Genomic DNA, 18,400 nt, shown 5'->3' on the forward strand with positions numbered 1-18,400 from the left:
CGATCTCACCTCCGCTTTCGCGTACTGTTCTTTCTACTTGACGGATTCGACGATTTCAACCGATAACCGCAGGTCCGCATCTTCGCCGTATGCCTCCCGGGTAGGAGCGAAGCCCGGCATTTCCTTATGAAAACGTGCGATATGATCCGTAAGATTCGCCTCTTCTATGGTTGCGAGGCCGATTGCAACCTTGCCGTCCTTGAGCTCAATCGTGCGGTAAGCGGGAATATCCAGACAGGCGGCCGTTTGAATGTAATGCCATCCGTCCTGACGGACGATCGAATTCACATGATTATGGCCGCAGAAAAAGAATCCGGGGCCTTTCTTTGTATGCAGCACGGCCTTCACATCGAGTTGCGGATCGATCGACAATTTCTCCATGGTCGAACGCGCCGTCGTGCCGTAAACGGGATGATGGGCGAAAACAAATACCGGTTTGTCTCCCGATCGGTCGAGCTCGGTTTGCAGCCACTCCAGCTGCACGGCGTCCATTTCCCCTCCCCAGTCGGCCCGGTTCATTTCCTTGGTCGTATCGAGGAAGAGTAGACTAGCCTCCTCCGTATGAATAGCCCGAAAGCGCTGCTGCCCGGTAATCGCCAAAATATCGGCTTTGGGAATCGAATACGCGTCATGGTTGCCCAGCACATGGATAAATTCACGCCCGCTGCCGCGGATCCGATCAAACACATACCCGAACTCTTCCGGGTATCCCTCATGCGTAAGATCCCCCAGGGAAATATGGAGATCCGCATCCAGCTCCAAAAAGGCGTCGAGCATGACGGCATAAGCTTGTTCTCTCGCCTCCAGCATCTCTTCGGTGCCGTTCTCCATCCGCGAATAATGAAAATCTCCCATTAGAACCAATCGCATGACGTTTTCACCCTTCCCTTTTTTCGATGATTTCACCTAATGTGGCAATGACATAATCGGGTGCGATATTCGCTTTGTCTATGTCGCCGCTTGAGGCAATGCCGGTCAGCACGAGAGCCGTTCTCATCCCGCTATTCAACCCGAGGAGGATATCCGTTTCCAGCCGGTCCCCGACCATCAGGCATCTGTCGCTCGGGATCCCGAGTCTTTGGAGCGCTTTGTCGGCATAGTAAACGGACGGTTTCCCGACTACCATATGCGCTTCGGATTGGCTGGCCGCCTCAAGCGCTCTGACCAATGACCAGGTATCCGGTATGACGCCGTCCGGGGCGGGGCAAACCGGATCCGGGTTCGCTGCGACCAGCTTCGCTCCGCGGCGAATCGCCCTCATGCCGAGATTCAGCTTGTCATAGGAAAACGTCCGGTCCATTCCGACCAGCACATGCGTAGCCAGCAGCGGATCTTCGGTGATCCGAACGTCAAAATGCCGCAGCTCTTCTTCCATAGCCGGTTCGCCGAGCATAAGAACTGCGGCACCCGGGGCATGCTCCCGAAAATACATTCCGCAAACGTACAGAGCCGTAATGATTTCCTCCACGTCGCACGGGAGCTCCAGCCCCTCGAGCCGCCTCTGGCAGTCAAGGCGCGTTTGGACCGACGTATTCGTCAGGAACATGATTTTTTTACGCCTTCTGCGCAGCTCCGAAACCGTATGTTTGACGTCCGGCAAAAGTGCATTGCCCACAAAAATCGTTCCATCCAAATCAAAGCAGTAAGCGTCAAAGGATGTTAAATCTTCCATGTGCGTTCTCCTTGTTGATTGATAGCCGCATTTCAGTTACTACTTGGGTACCTTAATCGTACAAATCCCGTCAAATCAGCATCCTACACATGGGTTGAACCACCATTTGCTGCAAAACCATGCTCTCCACCGATCAAGTAACTGGAAAAATTACATCTAAGTTAACTTGTTTGATCTGCGGTTTTGAATGAACTGGATTTTCTCCATCTAATTCCGCTCGAATCCTGCGCAGATGGGGGTTTTCTCAAAATGTACAACATGTTTTCCAGTTAAATGAACCTACGAAGCGGCTATGAACAAAATGAACAGCATGTTTTCCTGTTAGATGCTTATGAGTCCTGCTGGAGAATCAAGTTTTCGATCCTAAGTAATAACCATTTTTCAGCACAAAAAAACCAGTAGCAGAAATCACTCCTTTGCATAAAAGAATGTTGATTTACGTACCACTGGGTTTTCTCATCGTCTCCACCCAAGGAATCTATTCGATTGTAGTTTCATCACCAAAATTTCGCGTCGCCTGTCGAAACATAATCCGCGCCGTTCTCGAGAGCCTGCCTGATCTCCTCGTCATGCCTTATTAATCCGCCCACAATGAGGGGCTGTTTGATTTTCTGCTTCATCTCTTGAATGACTCTCGGCATCAGTCCCGGCATGAGTTCCACTTCGTCGGGATCGCATGTCTTGATCATGCGAATGGCTGTCTCCATGGCTGCCGAATCGATCGCGAAAATGCGCTGGATGCTCGCTATTCCGGCCTGCTTGGCGGCTGCTACAACGTTGCTCTTGGTCGTAATGATGCCGTCCGCCTTAAATTCCTCAGCCAAATATTGAATGGCCGAAGCATCTCTCCCGAAACCGCCCACCATTTCGACATGGACGAAAGCCTGTTTCCCGGAAGCATGCAGCTGCTCGATGATTTGCTTCAAGTTCGTGATTGTTCCAGTCATCAGATTGACCCTGCGGACTCTGCTCGTTAGCGCCTTAGCAACTTGATGCCCTTCCGTGATGGACGCAATAACGGGATAACTGTTCACAAGCACCCTCTTCTCTACTCTTTGGCTTACATAATTAGAATAGAGCCGATTTATTATCGCAGTATCAATGGCATGTGAAGTTATTTTTAATATCGCCGTATCGCAGAGCCGAGCCGTACCAGCCATGCTTACGCATAGCGGACGACGCATAGCGCATACGTCTCCAGCTTCGGCACCTCGAACCGGACGAAGTCTCCGTCGATGGCGAAAGCCAGCGGCAGCTCCGGCGAAGCAAGCCGCACCTCAAGCGGCGTCTTGCCGTTCATGCGCACCCTAACCGGGATACGATGGACGGGAATGTTAGGCAGCTCCTTCTGGAAGTTCAGCAGATGAAGCAAGTATCGTCCCTCGTCCGCATCATGAAACAGCGTCAGCTCCACCGCTTTGGGCGCCTCCGCTTCGAAGCCGAACGGCTGCGCCGCGAGCGACCGGATGAGCCGGGCAAAAATGCCGCGATGCTCGTCGGAATCCATGCCCTCCACGCTGCCGGCGGCATATAAACATCTGCCCGCGCCGTAGCGGTGCTCGACGATCGCAGCGCAGCCGGTTTCCGTCCCGGGCGGGTTGCTGATGGCCGACGCGCATTTGGACGCATCGTCCGGATGCGTATACGGCAAGCTTAACCGCGCTATGACCTTGCTGTCCGGCAGCGCCTCCACCTTCATTTGCGTTCCGAGCAGCGTAAGCGGCGTTTGCGCGGAATAACGCAAAAATCGGCCGTCCCGCTCCGCGGCATGCACGGGAGCGGCATAAGTGACCGTCTCTTCCGTCTCGCCCAGCGCATTCACGCCATAGACGTCCGCGAGCATAAAATCACCCCGGCGCGTTCCTTCTTTATCGATCAAGGAGCTGCGCTTGCTCGCGTACAGGCTTCCTCCTGCATGGACGAACTGCCGGACCGCCTCCGCCTCCTCGTCGTCCATCATGGCCAGATCGGGCAGCACGAGCACCTGATACCGCGACAGCTCGGCTATATTTTTGCGCGTAATCACGCCGTAAGGGATATGGTGTTCGATGAGCGCCCGGGCGGCGTTCATCGCGCTCTTGATAAATTTCTTCTCAATGGAAGTCTCCATGACGGGCTTGCCGTTATCGGCAAGATCGATCTCGGATTCGAAGTTCATGTAGATGGCGACATCCTGGCACGATGCGGCGTCCGGCCGGAAATATGCCGCATATGGCGCAAGCTCCCGGTATAATTCGCCGATCGTCTCGTACACGCTTGCGTCCATCGTGCCGGCGGGATCGATCGCGTCGATCACAAGGAAGGCGCTGTGATTGGAGAGCGCGGCGTATGCATGAGCCCGGAGCAGCTCCGGCGATTTCATCGTCGTGTGATGGGTCAAGTCCGGACTGCGCGACGTCATGAATTCGAACGGCTTGTTTTCCGTCAAGTGATAGAGCGCCTTGCAGGTAAACGACTGAAACAGCGCATCGCCGTAGAAATCGCCGCTCGTATAATCCGTCTGGCGAAAAAAAGCGTTCGTCAGCCCGTTCTGCCAGCCGACCGTCCAGGAGGCGCATTGATGGCCGACCGACATATCCGGCCGGATCCGTTTGACGGCGGCCGTAATCGCTTCGGCAAATTCGGCGATCCAACGCTCCCGGGCTCGCTGCAGCCGAATCCATGCCGGATCGTGCCAATCGACCCGTTTCGGCAGCTCCTCTCCGGCTTCTGCGAGATACCGCTTGCGGCAATGCCCGCAGTAGCAAACCGAGTACGGCCAATGGATCATATCGATCCATACGCCTTGCGCATCATACCGGGAAGCTAAATCCTCCACCTGCCGGATAAGGAAATCCCGGTATGGCGAATTCAGGCAGCATACCCCGTATCGTCCCGGCTGCCACAGATAGTCGGCCGTTCCTTCTCCTTTGGCGGAGACGAACCGCCACTCCGGATGCGTGTCATACGCCCATTTCGACCAAAAATTATAGTAGAGGATGACGTGGATGCCCTTCTCCCGACAGCCCTCGACCATCTCGCCGATGAAATCCCGCCCCTGCAGACCGGCGTGCATGTGACCGTAAGGCGTCGGCCAGTAGCAAATGCCGAGACAAGAGCCGGTGTATACCATCGCCGTGTCGACATGCGCCTGCTCCAACAGCGCCAGGTAGCGCCCGGAATCGAGCTTGGCGAGAAAATCCGGATGCCAGTCCGGGATATGCATGTCGAGCAAGTGCCTGCGAAAACTGGTTTTATACCAAGGTTTAACGTCCGTCATGTTCGCAGCTTCTCCTTCCTCTTAACTCCAATTTCCAGCGCTTCCCCATCTCTTTTTTGCGCACTGCTCGTTCTACGCCCGCCCCATCAAACGCGCTCACTCCGCCGCCTCCCCGCCAAGTGCTTGCGCAGCAGGCGGCAGCGCGGCAAGCAGCCGGGCGAGATCGGCGCTGTCGTTGAACAAGTGAATCGATGCCCGGAACCGGCCGTCGCCGCCCCACACATAAATGTTTTGCTCGCGCAGCTCGGCGGCAAGCTCTTCTCCCCGATCCGATACGATGCAAATGTTCCCTGCGCGTCTTTCCGGATCCACCGGGGTCATGATGTCGTAGCCGAGCCGCTGCAGCCCTTCGATCAATTCCCCGCCGAGTCCGAGAATATGCTCCGCGATCCGGTCCGCTCCGGTATCCAGAATCAGCTTCGTCGAAGCCTCCAAGGCGTACAGCGTCATGTAGCTCGGATACCCCGTCTCGAAGCGCCGGGCGTCCGGCAGGAATTCGAACGATTCGAAACGGTTCGCGTCGAACATGTCCGCCGTCGCCCGCCACCCGACGGACTTCGGCGTCAACGCCGAGGTCCGCTGCGGATTGACGGCGAGAATGCCGGCGCCGTGCATCCCCATCAGCCATTTGTACGAGCTGCAGACGACGAAATCGGCCTCGTTCATATCGACGGGAACGACGCCGAGCGATTGCGTCGCGTCCAGGAGCAGCAGCGCGCCGGTCTGCTTCAGCCGGGCGTACAGGCTCTTGTAATCGAGCCGGGCGCCGGAGAAATAACTGACATGGCTGGTCATGACGATGCGCGTCCGGCCGTCCACTTCCGCCATAATGTCATCCGGCGCGATCTCCCACCGGTTGTGGCGGACAACGCGCACCGAAACGCCCTTTTCCTTCAGCAGCAGCCAAGGAAGCACGCCGGACGGAAACTCCAGCGTATGAATGACCACATTGTCGCCGGGCCGGAAATCGACCGATCCCGCGATGGCCGAAATGATTTCCGAGCTGTTGGACAAAAACGCGATGCGGTCGGGACTCCCGCCGAGCAGCCGGGCGACATTCGCTTTGCATGACGCTTCGATCAGCGCGTTATTGTCCCTGCCGCCGGGCCCGAGCGTCCGATACTGTAAGTACCGCTGAACGGCATCCGCGCTTTCCTTCAGAACCGGCGTTTCGGCTCCGCTGTAAAACCAGGCGCAGCTGTCCAAGCCGATGAATTTACTCTTCTCGATGAGCGATCGCATCGCTATCCACTCCTTTGGTCATAATCGTCCTTTGCTGCAAAAGGGCTCCGGCTCGAGCTGCTTGAAGGCTAGCCGACCGCTTCGATTCTGATTCCTATCCTTCTTTACAACCATACAGCCCTTACTCCTTCACGCTCCCCAGTACGATGCCCTTCATAAAATATTTTTGCAGGAACGGATAGACGACCAGCACCGGCAGCGCGCCCAATATAATTTCCGCCGCCTTGATCGTCCTGTCCGAAATGAGCTTCATGTTCTTCAGCTCCTCCTCGCCGAGCGCCGTAAAATCCTTCTGAATGACGACCGTCTGCAAATAGCTTTGCAGCGGATAATGGGCCGGCGAGTTCATCAAGATGAGGCCGTCGAACCACGCGTTCCAGTGGCCTACGACGGTGAAGAGCATGATCGTGGCCAGCGCGGGCACGGATAGCGGAACGATGATCCGCAGCAAGGTCGACATATGCCCGGCGCCGTCGATAAAAGCCGCTTCCTCCAGCTCCTTCGGAATGCCGCGGAAGAAATTCAGCAGCAGAATGACGCTGAATACCGGCACCGCCCCGGGAAGGACGAGCGCCCATATCGTATCGAGCAGACCTGTCGCGCGGATGATCATATACCACGGAATCAAGCCGCCGCCGAACAGAATCGTCAGCACGAAAAACCAGGCGTACCACGTCCGCGGCCGAAACCGGCTCGACTCCTTGGCGAGCGGATACGCCGTCAAAATCGTGAACGCCATGTTGACGACCGTTCCGAGCGCGACCCGTTTGACGGAAATGAAGAACGCATCCATAAACTTGCCGGTGCTCAGCACGAACTCGTACGACTTCGTGTTGAACTGGACGGGCCACAGCTTCACGTCGCCAGCCGTCGCCGCCGCGTTGGAGCTGAACGATATGGCGAGGACATGAATGAGCGGCAGCACGCAGGCGACCGCCAGCACAATCAATAACGTATAATTGCATACGCTAAACAATTTTCGCGATAAGGAAGCGGTATGGCTCACCGTTCTCCCCCTCTCTCCTTAATCGTTAGAAGATCCGGTAATTGGCCAAGCGGTACGCCAAGAAGTACGCCGTCGAGATGAAGAAGAGCGACACGACCGATTTCAGCAGCCCGATCGCCGTCGCCGGACCGTATTGGGCGGCTATCAGCCCCATCCGGTACACGTACGTGTCGATAATATCGCCGCTTTCGTACACCTGCGGACTGTATAAATTAAACACCTGCTCGAAGCCGGCGTTGAGAATGCTCCCCAGACTTAGCGTAGCCATCAGCACGATGATCGGGCGCATACCCGGCAGCGTAATGTGCCATGTTTGGCGCAGCCTCCCGGCCCCGTCCACGACGGCCGCCTCGTACAGCGTAGGATTGATGCTCGTCAGCGCGGCCAAATAGACGATCGTGCTGAAGCCGAATTCCTTCCATTCGTTCGAGCCCACCAGCACGTAAGGAAACCAGTTGTTGTCCCCGAGAAAATAAATCGGCTTGATGCCGAACCATCCGAGAAACGCGTTGAAGATGCCCTGCGACGGGGATAAAATATCGATCAGCACGCCGCCGAGAATGACCCAGGACAAAAAGTGCGGCAAATAAATAAGCGTCTGAACGCCCCGCTTGATGAACGTTTTGCTCACTTCGTTCAGCATCAGCGCGACCAGAACCGGCACCGTGAGGCCCGCGACGATTTTCATCCAGGCGATAAACACCGTATTCCACAGCACCTCGAGCGTATCCGGCAGGCCGAAGACGTACTTGAAGTTTTTCAGGCCGATCCACTGCGAATCGAAAAAGCCTTTGACGGGCACGTACTTCTGAAACGCGATTACGATCCCGAACATCGGGCCGTAGCTGTAAATCAATACGATGATGACCGCCGGCAGCAGCATCAGATGCAGCGGGAGATTGGCCACCGCTCTCCTTCTCACGAGGAACACCCCTTCCGATCGGCGGCAAGAGATTGGAGGGGAAAAGCGGCGCTTCTCCCCTTCCGCCCTCGGCTCGTTATTTGTTTTTGGCGTACCAATCGTTCACTTCTTTGGTGATTTCATCGCCGCCGTTCTTCTTCCAGTCTTCGACGAATTTATCGAACTGGTCGATCGACGCCGTGCCGAGAATGATTTTGGTAAAGAGCTCGTTCTTCATCTTGTCGAGCGCCGGCCCCTTCTCGACCTGCGCCGGAAGCGGCGAGGTGATGAATTCGTTGGCGATGTACTGGTTGTTTTGACGGTACGTATCGGTGACGCCCATCGAGCCGTCCTTGCCGAAGATCGAGTTCCAGCCCCACGAGCTGTTGTCGCCGGCCAGGAATTTCGTAATGTTGTTGTATACGCCCTTGTCGTCGCCGGTCAGCTGGGACGTATCCTTCGTCTCGAGCGCTTTGGTCACCTTGATCTTCTGGTCGGCGTTCTTGAACGCTTTGTAGACAGCGATGGCGTTCATCTGCCAAATTTCCACATTGCCGTCGTTGACGTATTTTTTGTAGATGTCGTCGTCTTTGTTGTCATAGAACGTTTTGATCCAGAAATCGATCATTTTGAACAGCGCCTCGGGCTGCTTGACGCCCTTCTTTACGACCCAGTAGCCGACGACGCCGAGATCCGTCTGATTTTTGGCTTGCTGGCCGTTCGCCGACACGATCGGGAACGCCTTCCATTCCATCGTCGGATCCTTGTCTTTGCCGGATTGCAGCGGGTACAAGCCGCTGTACGGCGAGTTGTACATCATGCCGATTTTACCCGCGACGATCGATTCCGCCACTTTGGCGAACGCCTTCGTTCCGAATTCGGGGTCGATCTGCCCCTGCTTCGCCATCTCCTGGAGCTTCTGCAGCGCCGTCTTCATCGCCGGCTGGATCGTGCTGTACACGAGCTTCCCGGAGGCGTCCTTCAGCCAGATGTCCCGGTACGCGCCAAATCCGTTCACGAAGCCCGTCAATATGGTAAAATCTTTGTCCAGCGCAAGTCCGAACGTATCGTTCTTGCTGTTGCCGTCCGGATCCTGCGCGGTGAAAGCCGCGCTGATTTTCAGCACGTCGTCCATCGTTTTGGGCTCGGGCAGGTTCAGCTTCTTCAGCCAATCCGTCCGCACCCAGATCATCTGTGAGCCTTCCTTCGGCACCCCGGTCCACGGTATCGCCATCAGCTTGCCGTTCACGGTTGCGGATTTCAACGGCTGGTCGCCGCCTTCGGTCAGCACCTTCTTCACGCTGTCCGGCGCTTTCGCGTAAGCGTCCGTCATGTCCGCGAGCAGGCCCGCTTCAACCAGCTGCTTGAACTGAACCCCGCTTGCCATGAAGAAATCCGGAATGTCGCCGGAAGCGATCATCAGGTTCGTTTTTTGCTCCCATTGGGTCGGATCGACGGTCCAATTGTATTTCACTTTAATGCCGTATTCGCTCTCGTAGGCGCGTGTCCACGGATTGTTGTCCACCGAGTCGCCTGCCGCGTATTTGACCGTAGGCAGCACCTTGCCGACTGTGGTGAGCGTAATCGGCGGGTTATACTTATTCGCGTTTGCCGGAGCAGCCGAAGCGGAAGCCGCAGGGCTTGCGCTCGCTTTCGGATCCGCCGAGGCGGAAGCGGAAGGGCTCGCGCTCGTTTTCGGCTCCTCCGCCGTTTTCGAACAAGCCGACAGCACCGGCAGCAGCACCAGCACGAAGGCGATCATGATCATCCATCCACGTTTCATTTATACAACTCCTCCTCTTTCCTGGCTTACGATCAAGCGTTTATACGGGTGAACCGGATAAGGAAATGGGGGTTGACTTCGCGTTCGTTTTATTTCAAAATATTACCAAGAGCATAGCGGTCGTTCGTTACGTGCTCGCCGGATTCCCGTCATACCGGTTTCGAAATGCGATCCCCCTGAGAAGTTGCCGCTTCGCAGGATACGGGTGCCGCGTCGGAATCGGGCGGGAATCTTTTTTCTAGAAGCAGTTCAAAAAGTCACCTTCAGCAGATCATCCCTTCCTTCGCCCCTTTATTCCCCCTTTGCCTCATGATGGTTATAGAAGTTGTTCAAAAAGCCGCCTTATGATCACGAATATGATCGAGAAGCGAAATTTTCTCGGCGCTGATAAGCCGGCTTTTGAACACGATCTTATAGTTAAATCCCCCGCGCTTGGTGGAGCGAGGCTCCCGCCGTCCCCCTAACGGCTAAGGCGCGTCTCCCATGACGCCGTTGCTCCGCGCACTTCCCAAGGCTGCCGGGATTCCCCTATCGCTGGCGCTCCCTTTCTTCCTCCATAATCGCGATTTTCGCATCGATCATGCGCAGGCTTGACGGGTATTTGCCGTCCACCCGCAAGGAGAGGTCAAGCCACGGCGATTGCTCGAACAGCCGCCGCGCCGCTCTGGCGTTGCCGATCTCGGATTCGGCGACCTGCAGCATGCCTGCCGTATCTCCGGTCTCTTTATGGGATAGAAAGGTAAAGGCGTTTACGGTCGACAGAAAAGTGCGGTAAATAAGCTCGCACAGCTGCTGCTCCTCCGCTAGCGCGGCGCGAACGTTCGGATCGGCGGGCTCCGGGATGCCGGCTAAAATGTAAACGGCTTCCTTCGAAGCGGACAGCGCCTGCCGGAACTCGTTCATGAACACCGTGAAATACGCTTCTTCATCGTCGGCCTTCAGGACGCCGCGAATGCGGCTATACGGAATCTCCTCCATGACAAGCGAATGCCGGACTTCGACGACCGTCTTGGAGAACGTCTCCTCATTCTCCTGCAAATAGTAGAGCAGCGCTTGAAATTCCTCTCGCTTCTCCGCTTCGCCGCCAAAGAAGAGCGGATGTGCCGGCCCGATAAACTCCGGCCCCGTAAAATACGTCGGAATGTAAGGAAACCGCGAAGCCGCTTCGCTGAATCGCTCCCATACCCGAACCATTTGCGGGCCGATATCGCCGAAGTCGCGCGTTGCAATAGCGGCGATCACCTCCTCGGTCGGCTTATCCGGCCGCCAGGCGGACCACCAGCCGAGCTCCTCCGCCCGCGAGCCCCACATGCCGTAAAACATCCACGACTGCAGCACCCCGGACGGCTTCATCGAGGCGACGTTCCGCCATTTGTCCGCCAGCCTGCCGAGGCTCGGAAAGTAAGGATATTGAATGCACTCGAGGCCGAGCGCGGTTTCCGTCTTGACGAACAGCTCCATCCCCCGCCGGTTCAGAATCTCCGCCTGCTTCAAGAGATTGTCGGCAGGTCCGGTGTAATCGATGCTGTAATCCCAAATGAGCTTGCGGTAGCCTTCCTTCTGCGCCCATTGATCCTTGTCGATCGTATTCAGCAGCGCGACCCGCTCATCCATCTCCTCCAGCAGTCCAAGCTGCGCCGGATCGCCCGACCAGATGAAGGCGCTGTACGGCCACGCCATGACCGGCGCATGCGGATGATGCCGTTTGACCGCTTCCGCAGTCGCCTTCAGCAGCCCGTTGACCGCTTGCTCCGCCGTGTAGGCTGCGCACCGCGGGCAGTTCGTCCTCTGTCCGTCGGGCAGTCCCCTTCTGTCCGGGCGCATGAAACAGTGGTAATACGACTCGCCTCCGATGATCAGACCGAGACCGCCCAGCTGCGGCACTTCCTTGAACAAGTTCGCCATCACCTCGCCATGGAACGCAAGGGTCTCGTCATGCGACGAGCACAGATTATGAATCGGCTTGGCGTCCTTCTTGAGCCCCGGATGAATCCTCGCGCCTCTTGCTTCCGGCACGCGGAGGAACAGCGGATGATCGTGAGCCAGCTTCGGACTGACGGGCACGTAGTACAGCTGGACGCCGTATTTCATCGCCCGCTCCGCGGCATCCCGCAGAACGGCGATATTTTGCTCGTATTCCGGACAGTTCAGCTCCGGGTACGTCTCGCTTTTCACGTAGAGCAGCCAGTCGCCGTAAATCGTCATGCCGTTCACCCCGTAATGGGCGAGCAAACGGAACGCATCGTCCCCCAAATAGTCCGGCGTCAGGTCCGGCACCAAATAATTCGAGCCGAACGGCGCTTGGCTGATTTGCATTCTCCAGGCAGGCTGCCTGAGCAGCTCTCCCTCGAGCAGCACCGGCTCGCCGCGTACGGCCAGCTCCCGCTCGGTGTAGACGACGCCTGCCCAGATGCCGCGCATATCGGACGCATCGATTCGGACGCTTGTCGCTTCTACCGTCCGGCGGAAGCCGCCTGCCGGGATGCTTCCGTCGATGCGGAGAATCACCTGCCCGTCAGCCGGTTCGTCCGCAGCGATTCCGCCTTGCGCCAAATAGTCGCGCAGGTCGTCGGCCGCCTCTTCCAGCCCCGGGTAACCGCTTTCAAATGTGACGCTCCAGCTGCCGGCCAGCTCCAGCTCGCCCGGGGCCAACCCCGCCGCCCGGTTCAACTTGCGGATGAAGCGGTGCGGATTTCTTCTGCTTCGATGAAGCTCGCTGTTGTTCGTTTGTATCAGGCGCTCCCGAATCAAGAGCGAATTATGCATCATTCGGCTCACTCTCCCATTTCCCGCAGCATTTCCTTACAGCCACGTCGCTTCCTTAAACGCAATGCTGTCTACCGCCTTCAGCTCGGCAAACTCCCGGTACGAGCGGTGAATATGTCGGCGCATCACCAGCTCGGCTTCGTCCGGATCGCGTTTGACGAGCGCTTCGATCAGCTCCCCATGCTGCTCGACCTCCTTGGCTTTCGTCGATTTTTTGCCCAAAATCCGGTTGACCAGCACGATCTGAAACGAAATCGATTTGTACATGGCATTCAGCCGTTCATGCTCCGACAAGCGGATGATCGTTTGATGAATATAGAGCGACTCCTGAAGGAGCGACGGAATCGAATCGTCATGCAGCTTGGCTTTCATCTCTTCATGAAACGTCTGAAGATGCTCGATGTCTTCTTCCGTAGCGTTCGACGTCGCCAGTCTGATCGCAAACCCTTCCAGCACGGCGCGAAGCGAATAAATTTCGAACACGTCCTTCATATGAAAGTCGCGTACCATCGGCCCCTTGTTCGTGACGATCGTAATGATGCCCTCGCCAGACAGCTGGCGAATCGCTTCGCGGACCGGCGTCTGGCTGATGCCGAGCTCCTTGGCGAGCTTCGTCTCCACGATGCGGTTGCCGGGGTTCAGCTCGCCGCTCAAAATTTGCTGCTTGATCAAATCCACGATGTCTTCGCTAATGTTTTTGTTCCCGATGATCGTCTGCTTCGTTACCGTCTCCTTCGTCATGCAGGTTCCCCATTCCATCGATTGGTGATTGGCGTGCCCATGCTTCATCCTATGCACTATATATAATCCATATTCCACAATGGATAATCTTTGGTTTGCCGGTCCATACGCCAAAACATATGACATTTGTCATACCCGCGACTTGACGTTTATGACTTATCCCAAGCCCCTCTCTTCTTTACAATGAAGACACACAGTGATGCGTTTGCCGAGCGTCAACTCGAGGAGGAGTACATGACATGACGGATTCCAATCTGGCCAAACTAAAAAAAGCCGTCGCACCCTATGAAAAAACCGAAACAAAGGCGAGCATCAGACAGATCATCAATACGATAGGTCCTTTGTTGCTTCTATGGTATGCGGCATATTTGAGCCTTTCCGTGTCATACTGGCTTACTCTTCCGATTGCGATCGCCGCTTCGGGCTTTATGATCCGAACGTTTATCCTGTTCCATGACTGCTGCCATCAATCGTTCTTCAAGAGCCGGATGGCCAATCATATTCTAGGCACGATTACTGGCGTTCTTACGCTTGTTCCCTATATGCAGTGGAAACACAGCCATTCCATCCATCATGCGACGAGCAGTAATCTCGACAAAAGGGGCACCGGAGACATGTGGCTCCTTACCATTGAGGAGTATGCCGCTTCTCCCCTGTGGCGCCGAATCGCTTACCGGATTTACCGCAATCCGCTTGTCATGTTCGGAATCGGCCCGATCGCCGTCTTTCTGATCGAATACCGGTTTAACCGCAAAGGCGCACGGCGGAATGAACGGATCAACACGTATATAACCAACTTGGCGATCGTCGCCCTGTATACGCTGTTATGCTGGGCGATCGGATGGCAAGCTTTCCTCCTGATCCAAGCGCCGATCTTCCTTATTTCCGGCTCGGCGGGAATCTGGCTGTTCTATGTGCAGCATCAATTCGAAGACTCCTACTTCGAGAACGAAGAGGATTGGACTTACGTGCAGGCTGCCGTAGAAGGCAGCTCGTATTACCAGCTTCCGAAGCCGATCCAATGGATCACGGGCAATATCGGGTTCCATCACGTTCACCATTTGAGCCCGAAGGTTCCCAATTATCATTTGGCTAAGGCGCATGATTCGACGCCGCCTCTGCAAAAAGCAACGACCATTACACTCGGCACCAGCCTGAAGGCCCTTCGTTACCGGTTGTGGGACGAACATGGCAAGCGGTTCGTAAGCTTTAGAGACGTGAAGCTCCTCAAGAAGAACGCCAAAGCGGAAACCGTAAAGACTCCCGCCGTTAGCGGCAGGCCCGGCTTCCAAGGCGAGTAACACTCGCCCCGCCGTTTATGCTACTATAACGGTATCCGTCAAGTTTTATCGGAATTCGATCAGCAGGTGGAGGAAAGGGGGCGGACGGACCTTGCAGAACTGGAATCAGCTGTCCCGCAAAAATACCGGACTTAGCCCTTTTGTATGGATCGTCTTTTACATCCTCCCTTTCTACTTCATCTTTCATAATTCTTCCCCTTACCAAGTGGCCTCCGGCGTCGCGATGGTTATCGGGTTCTTTGCTTGCTACGTGCTGTCCTTTGTATCCAAAGGATGGCTTGTCTATTTCTGGACGAGCGTTCAGATCGCGATATCGATCGCCATGAACTTTCTGTTCGGCTACGTTTATTTTTCTCTATTCTTGGCTTTTTTTATCGGCAATCTCAAAAATCGGATCGCTTTCTTTACGCTATACTCCATCCATCTCATCAGTATCTTCGTCGCCATCAATTACGGCTTAGTCACGCTGAACAAAACGATTATTTCCCAACTGCCGTTCGTCTTTCTCAGCCTGGTCGCGGTCATTCTTCTGCCGGTCCGGACGTATAACAAGAATAAAGAAGATAAGCTGCAGGAGCAGCTGGAGGATGCGAACAAACGGATTTCGGAGCTCGTCAAGCTGGAAGAACGGCAGCGCATCGCCCGCGATTTGCACGATACGCTCGGTCAGAAGCTCTCCTTAATCGGCCTGAAAAGCGATCTGGTGGGTAAATTAATGAACAAGAATCCGAAGCAAGCCCAAGCCGAAATCGACGATATCCGCCAAACGGCCAGAACCGCATTGAAGGAAGTCCGGGAAATGGTTACGCAGATGCGCGGTACGAAGCTCGAAGACGAAATCTTTCGCGTCCAGCAAATTTTGAAGGTTGCCGAGATCGACTTTCATCTGGAGGGCGACCCGAAGCTGACGAACACTTCCCTGATCGCCGAAAATGTAGTGGGCATGTGCGTGAAAGAAGCGGTAACCAATATCGTCAAGCACAGCTGCGCCAGCTCCTGCTCGATCGCCATCGAACCGTCGCCGACCGAGCTCGCCGTGAAAGTGTGGGATAACGGGATCGGCATGGAGAACGCCTCGGGGCGCTACAGAGGAAACGGGCTAAGAGGCATGACCGAGCGGCTCGAATTCGTGAACGGCAGTCTCGGCATCCTTTCGGAGAAGGGAACGACGATTGTAATTAAGGTGCCGAATGTCTTTAGGCAGCGGGAAAAGGAGGAGACGGACGTATGATTCGCATTGTCATTGCCGAGGATCAGAAAATGCTTCTTGGCGCTCTTGCCGCTCTGCTCGACCTCGAAGAGGATATTTCGGTCGTAGGAAAAGCGGATAACGGCGAGGATGTCATCAAGCTGGTCCACCTGCATAAACCGGATATTTGCGTGATGGACATCGAAATGCCGGGCAAAAGCGGCCTCGAAGCCGCCGAGGAATTGAAGGGCAGCGGATGCAAGGTCATCATCCTTACCACCTTCGCCCGCTCCGGCTATTTCGGACGCGCGGTCAAGGCCGGCGTCTACGGGTATATGCTGAAGGACAGCCCGAGCGAGGAGCTCGCGAACACCATTCGAAGCGTGATGGCGGGCAGACGCATCTATGCGTCGGAGCTGGTGGACGAGGCTTACGGCCAAGAGAACCCGTTAACGGATCGCGAGAACGAAGTGCTGACGCTGATGGCCGACGGCAAAAATACGAAGGATATCGCCAGCCAGCTTTTTTTGACGACAGGGACGGTCCGCAATTACATCTCCGTCATTCTCGACAAGCTTGACGTCAGCAACCGGATCGAGGCTGTCAAGCATTTTAAAGAGAAGGGCTGGTTCAAATAGGGCAGCTGGTGCGGTTAGAGGACTTTTGCCTGCGCCCCTCGCGTTCTACACCGCGCAGCTCCCAGCGCGCGGTGAGGCGATACGGGCGTCAACCATTCGCCGTCCGCCGGCAGAAGCTTGGTCATCGAAGTGAGTATACTAGAACAAATAAGCCTCTGAACCGCTGTGCGAAGCGGATCGGAGGCTTATTTGTGCGAATGCGGAGAACGCGGGCTAATTGCCCCGCATTTTTTGATCGGCAGGCTAGAAGGAATAGCGGATTCTCGAGGCGTTAAATACTCGATCTAGGAAGCTTCTGAGCGCTTAGCGGACTATGAGGGCCTTATTCCGGACAATTCGTTCCGCCGTAGTTCCAAACCATCGGAATAGCGCCTTGCAAATCCGTTAAGCTCCATTCGTTCGGGAACCGCTTCATCATAACGCCTCGGAAATCCGCTATTTCTCCGTAAATAACGATTTCCGTTATCACGCTCGCCGCTCTGCCGCGAAACGGTTACGAACGATTGAGTGGCTGAACGTTGGATAACGGCTGTATGCAAGACAACTATTACTGCTGAGGGAATGCACTTTCATCCATATAGCTAAATTCCCAAAGATGTCCGTCTATATCCTGAAAGCCCCATTCGTACATAAAGCCGTGGTCTTTCGGATCGTTGGAAGGCTTTCCGCCGGCATCAAGAGCCTTATTGACTAGCTCGTCGACACTTTCTCTGCTATCGGCAGAGAGCGACACGATAACCTCCGTACTTTGGGTCGCATCCGAGATTTCCTTTTTCGTAAACTTTTTAAAGAATTCCTCGACCAGCAGCATGACGAAAATATTTTCCCCGACTATCATGCATGTCGCATTCTCGTCGGTAAATTGGGCGTTAAATTCAAACCCTATTTTCGTGAAAAACTCGACCGATTTATTCAGATCTTTAACCGGCAAATTAACAAAAATTTTAGCTGCTTGCACTCCCATAACGGCTCACCTCAACGTTGGATTTTGGGGACGCTCCGCATCTGCCTGCTACGCTTGGAAAGCGGTCATTCGGCGGCGGGCTCCTGATAACTCTATTCTACCACTTCGTCCTGATCGGGATTTCTTATCTTTTGCTATTCTGGTTCCCATTCGATTGCGTATGCAGCCTCCGGAGTCGATCGGAATCCGAATGCTGTTACTTTTTTAGACTGTTGAGCAGCTCGTCAATTGCGATCCCATTAATCGTCAACCCGGTTATATCGCAATCCGAAATGGCTATATTGGATAAATCGCAGTTCGATAGCCGGCTGTTTCTCAATTTGCAGTTTTCGAACGTGACCGGCTTGTAGTTTTGTTCCGGATCGTAATTGGCGTCTTCGCCTTCCATCGGCCAACCGATGTTGCGGAACCGCGCGCCGGTGAATTGGATGTTTTCCAGGAGGATATCGCTCAAGTTTCCATTCGTTATTTGGGCGCCGGTCATATTGACGTCATTAAGCGCCAGCTCCCGCAGATTTGCGTTGTTGATCCGCGTTCCGGCTAGATTCACATCGTCGAAATGGAGCCGCTCCGCATTCACTTCCTGAAATTGCGAACCTGAAATATCGGTTCTCCGCAAATTCACTACCCCAGTCGTCCACTCAGACATGCTCATTTTCCTCCTAATCGTATATAGACGCCAAAAGAAAACATATGTTCCCTTTATCTATTCCACAAAAAGGAAGCGATTCCTGCTTGCCTTCGATCAAAATTTTCCTTTCGACCTTCCCTCCGATCGCCTGTTTGAGAATCGGGCAGGCCGCTTCGCTTGATTTAGACGGCATCCTGCCACGGACTCCCGTCCCGACTGGAGGCAAGCTCCTACACCGCGCCATGCGGTATGTACTTCAGCCGTAATCGGCCTTTTCACGGACGACGCGCTGCCCCACTGACTCTTA

The 18,400-nt window shown here is 55.1% G+C and carries 16 protein-coding genes; 3 read left to right on the forward strand and 13 right to left on the reverse strand.

From position 1 onward, the window contains the following. Nucleotides 1-33 precede the first annotated feature (33 nt). The 10 genes from ACKGJP_RS32075 to ACKGJP_RS32120 form a co-directional block, all read right to left on the reverse strand. Nucleotides 34-870 (reverse strand): metallophosphoesterase family protein, encoded by an 837-nt coding sequence (locus ACKGJP_RS32075; protein WP_409342800.1) that lies wholly within the window; start codon nucleotides 868-870, stop codon nucleotides 34-36. Nucleotides 871-877: 7 nt separating this feature from the next. Beyond that, nucleotides 878-1,672 (reverse strand): HAD-IIA family hydrolase, encoded by a 795-nt coding sequence (locus ACKGJP_RS32080; protein ID WP_409342801.1) that lies wholly within the window; start codon nucleotides 1,670-1,672, stop codon nucleotides 878-880. A gap of 497 nt (nucleotides 1,673-2,169) precedes the next feature. Continuing rightward, nucleotides 2,170-2,706 (reverse strand): glycerol-3-phosphate responsive antiterminator, encoded by a 537-nt coding sequence (locus tag ACKGJP_RS32085; protein ID WP_409342802.1) that lies wholly within the window; start codon nucleotides 2,704-2,706, stop codon nucleotides 2,170-2,172. A gap of 128 nt (nucleotides 2,707-2,834) precedes the next feature. Then, nucleotides 2,835-4,931 carry a beta-galactosidase trimerization domain-containing protein gene (locus ACKGJP_RS32090; RefSeq protein ID WP_409342803.1) on the reverse strand — a complete coding sequence of 699 codons (2,097 nt, stop codon included), beginning with the start codon at nucleotides 4,929-4,931 and terminating at the stop codon, nucleotides 2,835-2,837. Between the two features lie 96 nt (nucleotides 4,932-5,027). After that, a complete protein-coding gene (locus ACKGJP_RS32095) occupies nucleotides 5,028-6,173 on the reverse strand; it encodes an aminotransferase class V-fold PLP-dependent enzyme (protein ID WP_409342804.1) in 1,146 nt (381 codons plus the stop codon). Nucleotides 6,174-6,294: 121 nt separating this feature from the next. Continuing rightward, the gene (locus tag ACKGJP_RS32100; RefSeq protein WP_409342805.1) at nucleotides 6,295-7,179 is read right to left on the reverse strand and encodes a carbohydrate ABC transporter permease; all 885 of its coding nucleotides are present in this window, start codon (nucleotides 7,177-7,179) and stop codon (nucleotides 6,295-6,297) included. A 25-nt stretch (nucleotides 7,180-7,204) separates the two neighbouring features. Further along, a complete protein-coding gene (locus tag ACKGJP_RS32105) occupies nucleotides 7,205-8,062 on the reverse strand; it encodes an ABC transporter permease (RefSeq protein WP_409347310.1) in 858 nt (285 codons plus the stop codon). Nucleotides 8,063-8,177: 115 nt separating this feature from the next. Beyond that, complete coding sequence (locus tag ACKGJP_RS32110; RefSeq protein WP_409342806.1) at nucleotides 8,178-9,863, reverse strand: extracellular solute-binding protein; 1,686 nt, start codon at nucleotides 9,861-9,863, stop codon at nucleotides 8,178-8,180. A 528-nt stretch (nucleotides 9,864-10,391) separates the two neighbouring features. Continuing rightward, nucleotides 10,392-12,632 carry a hypothetical protein gene (locus tag ACKGJP_RS32115; RefSeq protein WP_409342807.1) on the reverse strand — a complete coding sequence of 747 codons (2,241 nt, stop codon included), beginning with the start codon at nucleotides 12,630-12,632 and terminating at the stop codon, nucleotides 10,392-10,394. 33 nt (nucleotides 12,633-12,665) lie between these two features. After that, nucleotides 12,666-13,418: a GntR family transcriptional regulator gene (locus ACKGJP_RS32120; protein ID WP_409347311.1), complete on the reverse strand. Its 753-nt coding sequence runs from the start codon at nucleotides 13,416-13,418 to the stop codon at nucleotides 12,666-12,668. A 191-nt stretch (nucleotides 13,419-13,609) separates the two neighbouring features. On the opposite strand from ACKGJP_RS32120, the gene ACKGJP_RS32125 reads away from it, so the two are divergent. From ACKGJP_RS32125 to ACKGJP_RS32135, 3 genes are all read left to right on the forward strand, one after another. Continuing rightward, entirely contained in the window at nucleotides 13,610-14,671 is a 1,062-nt protein-coding gene (locus ACKGJP_RS32125) for a fatty acid desaturase (protein ID WP_409342808.1), read from the forward strand. Between the two features lie 91 nt (nucleotides 14,672-14,762). Continuing rightward, a complete protein-coding gene (locus ACKGJP_RS32130; protein ID WP_409342809.1) occupies nucleotides 14,763-15,902 on the forward strand; it encodes a sensor histidine kinase in 1,140 nt (379 codons plus the stop codon). Beyond that, nucleotides 15,899-16,498, forward strand: a complete 600-nt coding sequence (locus ACKGJP_RS32135) for a response regulator (RefSeq protein ID WP_409342810.1) — start codon at nucleotides 15,899-15,901, stop codon at nucleotides 16,496-16,498. Before ACKGJP_RS32130 ends, ACKGJP_RS32135 begins: the two co-directional genes overlap by 4 nt. 322 nt (nucleotides 16,499-16,820) lie before the next feature. Here the strand turns inward: ACKGJP_RS32135 and ACKGJP_RS32140 are convergent, their stop codons facing one another. From ACKGJP_RS32140 to ACKGJP_RS32150, 3 genes are all read right to left on the reverse strand, one after another. Next, nucleotides 16,821-16,967 (reverse strand): hypothetical protein, encoded by a 147-nt coding sequence (locus ACKGJP_RS32140; protein ID WP_409342811.1) that lies wholly within the window; start codon nucleotides 16,965-16,967, stop codon nucleotides 16,821-16,823. A 78-nt stretch (nucleotides 16,968-17,045) separates the two neighbouring features. Further along, nucleotides 17,046-17,462, reverse strand: coding sequence for a VOC family protein (locus tag ACKGJP_RS32145; RefSeq protein ID WP_409342812.1), 417 nt, complete (start codon nucleotides 17,460-17,462; stop codon nucleotides 17,046-17,048). 196 nt (nucleotides 17,463-17,658) lie between these two features. Beyond that, nucleotides 17,659-18,111 (reverse strand): pentapeptide repeat-containing protein, encoded by a 453-nt coding sequence (locus ACKGJP_RS32150; protein WP_409342813.1) that lies wholly within the window; start codon nucleotides 18,109-18,111, stop codon nucleotides 17,659-17,661. Nucleotides 18,112-18,400 lie beyond the last annotated feature (289 nt).

The sequence above is a fragment of the Paenibacillus litoralis genome, from assembly GCF_046244365.1.
GTDB lineage: Bacteria > Bacillota > Bacilli > Paenibacillales > NBRC-103111 > Paenibacillus_V.